Source organism: Candidatus Igneacidithiobacillus taiwanensis, assembly GCF_031962545.1.
GTDB lineage: Bacteria > Pseudomonadota > Gammaproteobacteria > Acidithiobacillales > Acidithiobacillaceae > Igneacidithiobacillus > Igneacidithiobacillus taiwanensis.
In genome coordinates, this window is the sequence record NZ_JAVRKK010000212.1 from 1 (window position 1) to 2,701 (window position 2,701).

The 2,701-nt window shown below is 51.4% G+C and carries 2 protein-coding genes; one reads left to right on the forward strand and one right to left on the reverse strand.

Annotation, left to right across the window (positions count from 1 at the left end):
• The first annotated feature begins 293 nt into the window (after positions 1 to 293).
• A complete protein-coding gene (locus RTI30_RS13820) occupies positions 294 to 743 on the forward strand; it encodes a hypothetical protein (RefSeq protein WP_312284085.1) in 450 nt (149 codons plus the stop codon).
• 1,362 nt (positions 744 to 2,105) lie between these two features.
• Here the strand turns inward: RTI30_RS13820 and RTI30_RS13825 are convergent.
• Positions 2,106 to 2,701, reverse strand: a 596-nt coding sequence (locus tag RTI30_RS13825) for a primase C-terminal domain-containing protein (protein WP_312284086.1), incomplete at its 5' end; no start/stop codon positions are given.

Sequence of the window (2,701 nt, forward strand, 5' to 3'; positions counted from 1 at the left end):
GCCCCAGGAAATGTCTGGGATTTCGGACACCCGCCGAAGTTATGGCGCAGCAAGTCAGAGAGTTATATGCGGGTGTTGCACTTCAAACTTAAAACCGCCTTGCATTACCATTTTTATACTCTGTAACCCATCATGGAAAATTTAGAGATGTAGTTTTATCATCTTTAACGCTATTTGTTTTAATTTTCTTTGCTAACTATAACGAACTTAATTACAAGTTATTTATATTCTTCTTGTCTGGAATTATAGCCTATGAAATAAATAATTCATGCGGTAATTATTTGATTAGTATAATGAAAAGTAAAATAGCGTCTATTTTTGTGATATTAATTTCAGTAATAATTATACTTGCTTCAAAGAATACAACAGGACCACTCGGTCCAAATAGTTCAATGTCTTGGACATTACCGACAATATTATATTCTATAATATTCATCATAATATCAAGCGGAAACGATATGTTTGGTGTGCTAACATCAACAGCCGCAAGAAAAATTGGTGACCTATCATACAGCTTTTATATAATGCAATTTATATTTCTCTGGTTATTTTTTGAAGTATTCACAAAAGAATTGAAACTTACTATTTTTGGACATTTCTGTCTTGCTGGAATAGTTGGATCTTTGCTTTTTTTGTTTTCTCACATAACTTATAATTTAATTGAATTGCCATCTATGAAAAAAGTTGGAAAGTTATCTTGTGCAATTAAGGATAAATTAAATTGGATGCAGCTTAAGGCCTGAATCGCAAAACACTATTGGCAGACCATTTACGCATTGGTAACGAGCCGGACGCGCGACGGGCACGCCCCAAGAGCGAGAGGCTCCGCTGCTACGCAGCGGAGACGGGGAGCGCGGGTATCCGGCGAATCGGATTACATCAGTTCGATTCCCAGCACGGCACAGCACTCGCTCAGGCGTGCCGATTACGACTGCGGCGAGTCCTCCTGGTGCATAGCTTTTTCCAGCCGCGCGGGTTTCTTGCCAGAGAAACCCTTAAGCGCGCCTGCCTCACAGGATGAATGGGAGTTGCAAGACGTAGTCGAGCGGCTTCCACGCGCCTTGGAAACCCTGCGCGGTTTACATGGCCCATCCTGTAGAGAATTTTTAACACACACGAGATAGGGGAAATCACTCAACGAAGTTCCAAAAGGCAATGAACCGATCTCAATAAACACGGCAATCAACGCTGACCGGATAGCCAATGTAAGCGGTGCGGAACCAGCTACAGAAGCGCAATGGAAGCAGGAATGTGAACCTATCGAATCACACTGGAACAAGGCAGCAGGCAGCGGAAAAAAACGATTACGGAAAGCTGCAAACCTGGCTATGGAATCGACCCCCGGTATGGCGCGATCCATCATCGCTGATGATGGGGATTTTATCTATGACGCATCATATAAAATAAATAATTAAATATGATGCGTCATATTTAATAAGGCGGGGCCGGTTGTTGCTTTGTTGAGTCCGGCACAGTCGCCAGCTATAGGCGCGGAAGCCAAGCCAGCCCCGATCCATTGGCAGACCATCCAGCCCATGCACAGCACAGGTCCGCATCGAGCCGGACGCGCGACGGGCGCGCCTCGCCTGCGAGGGGTCCCCGCCCTGAAGGGGAAGGGGACGGTGGGCGAGGTTCATCCGGCGAATCGGATTGCATAGGTCGGCAAGGGGGTTTCCAAAGGGGGGTAGCCCCTCTTGGCCTACTGTCGTAGCGCGGCTACGGCTAGTAGGTTACGTCATAAGGTGCGGCCTTATCCCTCAACCCTCCCCCGCGATCCCCCTCCAATCCGTGCCGGACATCAAGGCCTCGACTACCCTTGGCCGATGTCTTGGCCGATATGCTTTCCCCCGAAGCGCTGGCCTGCGCCCTGCGCTCACTCCGTTCGCTAGGTCTCGGCCAGCCTAATTTAGTTTTCTGATCTGTCGATCTAGGTCTCCCCGCTGCTACGGCGGGATCAGGTGCCGTCATCGGCAAACCCGTGGAAGCCGCGACGGCAGGTGGCCGGTCGGCTTTGCCTCCCTACCTGCCTGCGGCCCAGCCGATTCGGGGCGGTTCTTTCGCTACACTCAAGCCGCCCCTGCTGGCTGTTATCTGATATAGGCCGTTCATCGGACACCTACGCACCAGTCCCCGATTGTTGATTTGGGCACGCCTAGCTCCCGTGCAATCTGTCGATAGCTGTATCCCCGCGCCTGCAAGAGCCTTGCGGTAGCGCGGTCCTGCTCTCTGGATCGCCTGCGGGCCTGTCCGCTGGCGATTCCAGCCTCTGCCTGATTGGTAGCCCTCCTGCCCCTCTCCCGCTGTAACTCTGGCGTGTGGGTGCGCTCGATCAGGTCTTGCAGGCCTGCGGGCGTAATGTGCCGCCAAGTCCACTTGGCGATGCTCTTGGCAATGGTCCTGAGTTCTGGTTCGTAGAGGGGCGCGTGAAATTGCCCGTTAATGGCCCGTAAATGCCCCAAAATCGCATCTTGCCATCGGGGTAGGCCATTGGGTGCCCAATAGTCCCGAATCGCGCTGTATGCCCATTTACGGGCCGTATGGAACAAAAGCACGTTCCGGCCCTCTTGGTAGGCTTCCTCCGGGGTGTCTGGGACATAGCACCGGGCCTTGGCCGCATCGAGGTCCAGATACTCGGCCAGTTCGCCAAGGGTCCAGAGTTGCTCATGGAAGGACCAGACAAGCCAGTCCGTATGGGCCGGGT